This is a genomic window from Mycobacterium sp. (assembly GCF_035314665.1).
Lineage (GTDB): Bacteria > Actinomycetota > Actinomycetes > Mycobacteriales > Mycobacteriaceae > Mycobacterium.
In genome coordinates this window covers 21508-28135 of sequence record NZ_DATFZD010000032.1, presented here as the reverse complement: position 1 = coordinate 28135, position 6628 = coordinate 21508, and the positions used below count along the sequence as shown (strand labels likewise).

Genomic DNA, 6628 nt, shown 5'->3' with positions numbered 1-6628 from the left:
CAACACCTGGACGCCTACGGCCGACGCCGAACTGCTCAGCAGCAACCCAACAGAGGCCGCCAACCTGGACGCCAGCATCGACACGTTCAACGCCGATGTTGAGACGGCATATCAGATCGACCCGCTGAGCCTGCTGGCGTTCGAGTTTGATCCGAGCGGCTTCACCCAAGGCGGCTTTACCGGCATCGACCCCGCCTCCGGTGGGTTACCGGACAACGCCATCTCCGACCTCGCGGTTGGCCTGGACTACACGTTGTGGGCCGACGGCGCAACGGGGGTCGGCACGGGCCTGACGGACATCGTGCAGATCCCCGAGGACATCGTGATCGCTCTGCTGTACCTGCCTCTCCTCCCCTTTATTCTCGCCGGCGCGTAGGGATTGACCATCGAATCACACTGACCGCCCGCGGAGTTTTTCATCGCGCCAAAGGCCCCCTTCATGGGAGTAGCGCCATCCCCGAGCCGATGCGCGGCAGGTCCACCATCCACGACGGCTCGGCGATCACCCTCGCCGTTGGATTCCCATTATTTTCCGAAACTTGCTTGGCCACGGAAAACCCCGCAAGGTGTCGCTGAGGCCGGCGCCGGTAAGGATTTGTATCACCCCCTGATCCTGTTGGGGCGCACTCGGTTTGGCGATGGCCGTGACCATGTGTTGCGCACTCTCACGTGAGGTGGATTGTTGGCACGACTACTGTCGGGGTTCATGGCATACCAATACAGATGCGCTTCGGTTCACGGCGACCAGAATATTAACCCGACCCTCGACGAATGGGCCGCAAAAGGGTGGGAGTTGGTTACCACAGCAGTCATCGTGCAACCTCGGGAAATCCACTATCTCTATTTTCGAATCGAGACGAGCCAGTAGAACCACTCTCTGGCGTCGGCGAAGTCACAGACGAACGGCGCCAACCGTTCCGCCTCATCTGCGGCGCTCAAGGCGCGATGGCGGATTCGCTGGCTAGCGTTGGCTAGCGTTGCAGACCCGCGGCCGCGCAGCAGAGCCCCGGGCCGCGCACCGGCAAGATTGCGTTAGATAGCAGAGCACCGCGATCTTCCCCGCGTCTGCCCTAGGGTGGCCAGATGAGCGAGGCAGATGGGCCGCTGTGGGAATACAAATGGTTCTATTCGACGGGCGACGATGCCCTGAATGAAATGATGCGCAAAGCGAACGCGCTAGGGGAACAAAGATGGGAGATGGTTAACTTCACGGTGGACCAGGCCAAACCCTTTACGGCCGCCTGCTTCTTCAAACGGCCGCGGCTCCCGGGGGTTGCGCCCGAACCGACCGAACCGCCTCGGCGCTTTCTCTGAAACAAAGCGGGGGGAAGAATGTGAGAGCCGAAGGGGCGGCGTGGTCTGCCCCCTATCCGCCGCTAGACGAAGCTGCTCCCAACGAGCCGCGACAAGGCTGTACCGCCGCGCCGTAGCCGGATCCGCGCCCATCCGATCCAAGTAATGCCTGATAGACGCCGCGCGGTTAGCAATCGACGCGCTCACTGCGCCACCAGATCATCAATCCAGGCGTCCAGAGCCGCGCCGGAATGATTCGCCTTGGGATCAACCAACGGGATACTCCGCGCCAGCCGAATAAAGTTCTGCTGACACTACGTGTACGGCGTCCAAACCGGATGCCGAACCCGGTCACGGTCGGAGCGCGAACCGGCCACCACCACACCATCAGCAAGGATCGCGGTAAGACACTCCTGGCTGAGGTGGAGCAGCTGACAAAACGCGGCCAGCATGTCGTGCGAAATCGCGTCCCATCGGCCCTGGCCGTGGAGGTCGCAGGCTAGCCGGTCCCAGTGACGGCGTGCCGGTAAGCTCAGCTCAAACGGTGGTTCAAGATCAGTGAAAATGAGGGAACTCCTGTGAAATGCGTTGTGGCCGTACGACCCTTATAACTACCTGCGAATGCGCGTACGGTTTAACTTGACGCGGCAATATTTGCCGTCGGAGGGTCCGGAAAGTAGAAAAATGAATAAAGCATTTGCCGCCGCGGCAGCAGCAGCCCTGGTCTTTGGATCCATCTCGCCCCTCGCGCCTCCTGGCCCCTGCCTGCCTGCGACTTTTTTTGCGTGCATGGCAATCCCAAACCCCCCGCCGCCGGCTCCAGCTCAAGCGCCAGCAGCTCCATCGCCCGCGCCAGCAGCAGCTCCACCGGACGCGCCAGTGCCGCCCAACGCGCCTTAATGAACACCCCCTGTCGCTGACCAAATTTAATTACGATCAGGATCACCGCCATGAGTTCGACCGGAACGGTCGTGGATGGCCGGGCGCGCCAGCGATTGTAAGCCACCCCCGGTTCGCTATCGTTTGAAAGCGCTTGTAGCACAAGGGAATTCGACGTAACCATGTGAAATGCACTCTCGTCGGATGTGCATTGTCTAGCTCGGCCGCGCGTCCGACTTACGTCATCGCAATAGGTAGATGAGGCCAGCCAGGACAGCGAAGACGCAACAGGCTCAAACTCGCTCGACTCGCTCGGCTAGCTGCGATGCGGTCGGCGGCTGCAGTCGGTCGCGCACTCGTTCGTAAGCGGGCGTCTCGCGATACTTCTGGAACAGGTGCAGGAGGTCGCGCACTGTCTCACCCGCTTCGTTGAGGACGGTACGCGTCACGAGGACGACGGCGAAGCCGACCCAGCAAGTGAACACGACGACCATCAACGCGACGAATGCGACAATGAGCCATTGCTCTGCATCCGTAAACCTGCTCAGCTCATCAAATAACTGCGACACTGTTGTTACCTTCACGACCAGCCGCAACGCTGTAGCTATGTGGGTTGATCTCAGGGTGTGAGCAATAAGACACCGGCCCGCCGGATTCGTGGCTCTACGGCTCAAGCCCCGGATTCAAGCAGGCCGGCTAGCCATCCACCTGCTCAAACCGAGCCTTGGCCGGCGTGGCCGTCGGGTAGCGGAGCAGGCGTGCCTCGTCGCGGATGAACACAGCCAGACGCTCAGCCTCATCTGCGGTAAGTGCCACGATTGTCTTGGGTGCGTGGATCCAGAGCACACCATCCTCGCTGTGTTGCGCCACGACAGGCGGACGCCCGGGTCCGCTGATGATCTCTTCAGTCAGCTCGGTCATACGTTCCCCGCATGCTCAGACAGAGAGGCCCCGAGTTCGCGGCGTCCTGGCAGGCAAGGTCGAAAGCCACCCGCTGCCCGCGGGTCGTCGTCAGCCGCACACGTACAAAACCCGTGTCGATCACGGCGCGAGGTACCGGAGTAGCTAGCCAGCGTTGCAAGGCTCCCCGGAAAGCACAAAGTCAGAGGGCTAAAAACACCCTCTGACCTTTGGGGTGAGTGACGGGACTCGAACCCGCGACATTCAGGATCACAACCTGACGCTCTACCAACTGAACTACACCCACCATCGCCGCCAGCAGGACCCGTAAAGGCGCCAAGCGGCGACGTCGATACTAGCCGTTCGGACCCTCGGCGGCCGAATCGATTGCCTCCGGCGTGGTCGCCTCACCCCCGAGCTCGACGGCTACCGCGGCAATGTCGCTGGTGGCAGGCCCCGGCGGCGGGACGAACGCGGTGCGCCGGTAGTACTGGAGCTCGCGAATGGATTCGTGGATATCGGCCAATGCGCGGTGCGCCAATCCCTTGGCCGGCTGGCCGTAGTAGATGCGCGGGTACCAGCGGCGGCAGAGTTCCTTGATCGAGCTCACATCGACCATCCGGTAGTGCAGAAACGAGTCGAGGGCAGGCATGTCGCGAGCGATGAATCCACGGTCGGTGGCGATCGAATTGCCGGCCAATGGTGCCGTTTTGGCTTGTTTGACGTGCTCGCGGATGTAGTCGAACACCATCGTCTCGGCCGCCGCGACGTCCACTGTGGACGCGCGGACCTCCTCGATAAGGCCGGAGCGGGTGTGCATTTCGGTGACCACGTCGATCATCGATGACAACGCCGCGTCGTCTGCGTGGATCACCACGTCGACGCCATCGCCCAAGACGTTCAGGTCAGCGTCGGTCACCAGGACGGCGATTTCGATCAGCTTGTCCGAGCGCGGATCCAGCCCGGTCATCTCGCAGTCGATCCACACCAGTTCGTCCCGCACAGCGTTCACAGTAGGCAAAGTTAGCCGCCAGGCCTGCAGCCACCCCTCGGAGCGCAACAGCAAGTAAGGTCATGCGTTGTCGGTACTAGCTTTGATTGTCCGGCTCCTCAGCGGACCGACGCGGCCCGCATCGTCGCCGGACTACGACTAGCAGGGGAGGCAGAGGTCGCAATGAGCTCCGAGTCGACACCGAGTAGCGCATCGGCAGGAACTCCAGTGGCTCCGGCAAAGCAGATCGCAGCCGGTTACGCAGTCGAGGGCCAGGCCCTGGAGTTGGGCACGGTCGTCATCGATGGCGCGACGGACCCCTCCTCGCAAATCCGCATCCCACTGGCCACCGTCAACCGGCACGGTTTGGTGGCCGGCGCGACCGGCACCGGCAAGACCAAGACGCTTCAATTGATCGCCGAGCAGCTCTCGGCGGCGGGCGTACCGGTGCTGATGGCCGACGTCAAGGGCGACCTGTCGGGCTTGTCGCGGCCGGGCCAGAGCAACGACAAGATCACCGCGCGCGCCAAGGAAACCGGCGACACGTGGGAGCCGAGCGCCTTTCCGGTGGATTTTTTGTCGCTGGGCACCAAGGGCATCGGGGTCCCGGTGCGGGCCACCATCGCCAGCTTCGGTCCTATCCTGCTGTCGAAAGTGCTGGGGCTCAACGCTACTCAAGAGTCGACGCTGGGGTTGATTTTCCATTGGGCTCAGCAGAAGAACTACGAGCTGCTGGACCTGAAAGATCTGCGGGAGGTGATCAGCTACCTCACCAGCGACGACGGCAAGACGGAGCTGAAGTCACTGGGTGGTGTCTCCGCGCAGACGGCCGGCGTCATTCTGCGCGCCTTGGTCAATCTGGAAGCCGAAGGCGCCGATACCTTTTTCGGCGAGCCCGAGCTAAAGCCCACGGATCTGTTGCGTTTCAATGACAAAGGCCACGGTGTCATCTCGCTCTTGGAGCTCGGCGACCAGGCCGCACGACCGGTAATGTTCTCGACTTTCCTGATGTGGGTGTTGTCCGACCTTTTCAAATCGCTGCCCGAGATCGGTGACGTTGACAAACCCAAGCTGGTGTTCTTTTTCGACGAGGCCCACTTGCTGTTCACCGACGCCTCAAAGGCGTTCCTGGAACAGATCGAGCAGACCGTCAAGTTAATCCGCTCCAGGGGTGTCGGCGTGTTCTTCTGCACCCAGTTGCCCACCGACGTGCCCAACGAGGTGCTGTCGCAGCTTGGTGCACGCATCCAGCACGCCCTGCGTGCGTTCACGCCCGATGACCAGCAGGCGTTGACGAAAACCGTTCGCACCTACCCGAAGACCGATGTCTACGACCTGGCTTCGGCGTTGACCTCACTGGGTATCGGTGAGGCCGTGGTGACCGTGTTGTCGGAGCGCGGCGCCCCGACCCCGGTCGCATGGACCAGGCTGCGCTCGCCGCGCTCGCTGATGTCTGCCATCGGTGACGACGCGATCAGCACTGCGGCCAAGGCGAGCCCGCTGCAGGCGACGTACGGCCAAACCGTCGACCGTGAATCCGCATACGAGAAGATTCAAGCCCTGAAAGCGCAAGCCGCCGCAGCCGGTCCGCCGGCGGAGGCGGGATCGAAGTCCGCGCCGGCGGCCGAGAAGAAGCCGGGCTGGTGGAAGCGGTTCGTCAATAGCCGGGGCTTTCAGACATTCCTCAAGGCGCTCGGTACTGAGCTCATCCGCAGCATGTTCGGTGGTAGCGGTCGCCGCCGTCGGTAGCTCAGCCGCCCATCTTCTTGTAAAAGCTCCCGACGATCGGCGCAACGATGGCGCGCGGGGCGTACTGACTTGCCACCGACATGGCCTTGGACGTCACGCCGGGCACAACGCGCATCTTGTTGCGCGCCAAGGCATCTAGGGATTTCCGTGCGGTGTATTCGGCGGAGATCCACAGGAAGTCCGGCACCAGCTTCTCGACGATCGACGCTTCGGCCGGGTCCGGTAGTTCGGTGCGCACCGGGCCGGGTGCCAGCACGGTGACGTGCACACCGGACTTTCGCAGCTCCCCGCGCAACGATTCGCTGAACGTGTTCACAAACGCCTTGGTAGCCGCATAGGTCGCGTTGTAGGGGATGGGTGAATTCCCCGCCGCCGAACCGGAAATCAAGATGCCGCCGGCCTTCCGCTCGAGCATCCCCGGCAGCACCGCCAGTACGAGATCGTGCACGGCGATCGCATTCAGCTGGACCTGTGCTCTTTCCACCGCTGGGTCCAGTTTCGAGACAGGACCAAAGGTCGCAGTGCCGGCGTTGGCGCACAGGATCGAGATGTTGCGGGTGGCCAACTCGTCGACCAGCTTTGCGCGTTCCGCCGTGTCGGCGAGATCGGTGGGCCGTACTTCGACAGCTACCGCGTATTTGTCGGTCAGACGGTCGGCCAAGTCGGTGAGAACGTCTTCGCGCCGCGCGGTGATGATCAGGCTGTGGCCGCGGGCCGCCAGCTCGGTGGCCAGTGCCTCGCCGATGTTTTGGGAGGCTCCGGTGACAACGGCACGAGCATCGGGGCTGGGCGCTGGTACTGGCATGCGCCAATCGT

The 6628-nt window shown here is 62.5% G+C and carries 9 protein-coding genes and 1 tRNA gene; 3 read left to right on the top strand and 7 right to left on the bottom strand.

Annotated features, from left to right (window positions below; all coding sequences use genetic code 11):
* Window positions 1-376: hypothetical protein (locus VKI00_RS02210; RefSeq protein WP_324434973.1), on the top strand; the 376-nt coding region annotated here is incomplete at its 5' end.
* Between the two features lie 707 nt (window positions 377-1083).
* Window positions 1084-1314: a hypothetical protein gene (locus tag VKI00_RS02205; RefSeq protein ID WP_324434971.1), complete on the top strand. Its 231-nt coding sequence runs from the start codon at window positions 1084-1086 to the stop codon at window positions 1312-1314.
* A 293-nt stretch (window positions 1315-1607) separates the two neighbouring features.
* Here VKI00_RS02205 and VKI00_RS33665 read toward each other — a convergent pair whose 3' ends face one another.
* The 6 genes from VKI00_RS33665 to orn form a co-directional block, all read right to left on the bottom strand.
* Window positions 1608-1829, bottom strand: a complete 222-nt coding sequence (locus tag VKI00_RS33665; protein ID WP_414687099.1) for a P27 family phage terminase small subunit — start codon at window positions 1827-1829, stop codon at window positions 1608-1610.
* 98 nt (window positions 1830-1927) lie between these two features.
* A complete protein-coding gene (locus VKI00_RS02200; protein ID WP_324434969.1) occupies window positions 1928-2245 on the bottom strand; it encodes a hypothetical protein in 318 nt (105 codons plus the stop codon).
* 220 nt (window positions 2246-2465) lie between these two features.
* The gene (locus VKI00_RS02195) at window positions 2466-2741 is read right to left on the bottom strand and encodes a hypothetical protein (protein ID WP_324434967.1); all 276 of its coding nucleotides are present in this window, start codon (window positions 2739-2741) and stop codon (window positions 2466-2468) included.
* Window positions 2742-2868: 127 nt separating this feature from the next.
* Entirely contained in the window at window positions 2869-3093 is a 225-nt protein-coding gene (locus VKI00_RS02190; protein WP_324434966.1) for a hypothetical protein, read from the bottom strand.
* Window positions 3094-3303: 210 nt separating this feature from the next.
* Window positions 3304-3379: transfer RNA gene (locus VKI00_RS02185), tRNA-His, on the bottom strand.
* Window positions 3380-3427: 48 nt separating this feature from the next.
* Window positions 3428-4075, bottom strand: coding sequence for an oligoribonuclease (gene orn, locus VKI00_RS02180; RefSeq protein ID WP_324434975.1), 648 nt, complete (start codon window positions 4073-4075; stop codon window positions 3428-3430).
* A 171-nt stretch (window positions 4076-4246) separates the two neighbouring features.
* On the opposite strand from orn, the gene VKI00_RS02175 reads away from it, so the two are divergent.
* Window positions 4247-5812, top strand: a complete 1566-nt coding sequence (locus VKI00_RS02175) for a helicase HerA-like domain-containing protein (RefSeq protein ID WP_324434964.1) — start codon at window positions 4247-4249, stop codon at window positions 5810-5812.
* A 1-nt stretch (window position 5813) separates the two neighbouring features.
* Here VKI00_RS02175 and cmrA read toward each other — a convergent pair whose 3' ends face one another.
* Entirely contained in the window at window positions 5814-6617 is an 804-nt protein-coding gene (cmrA, locus tag VKI00_RS02170) for a mycolate reductase (RefSeq protein WP_324434963.1), read from the bottom strand.
* Window positions 6618-6628 lie beyond the last annotated feature (11 nt).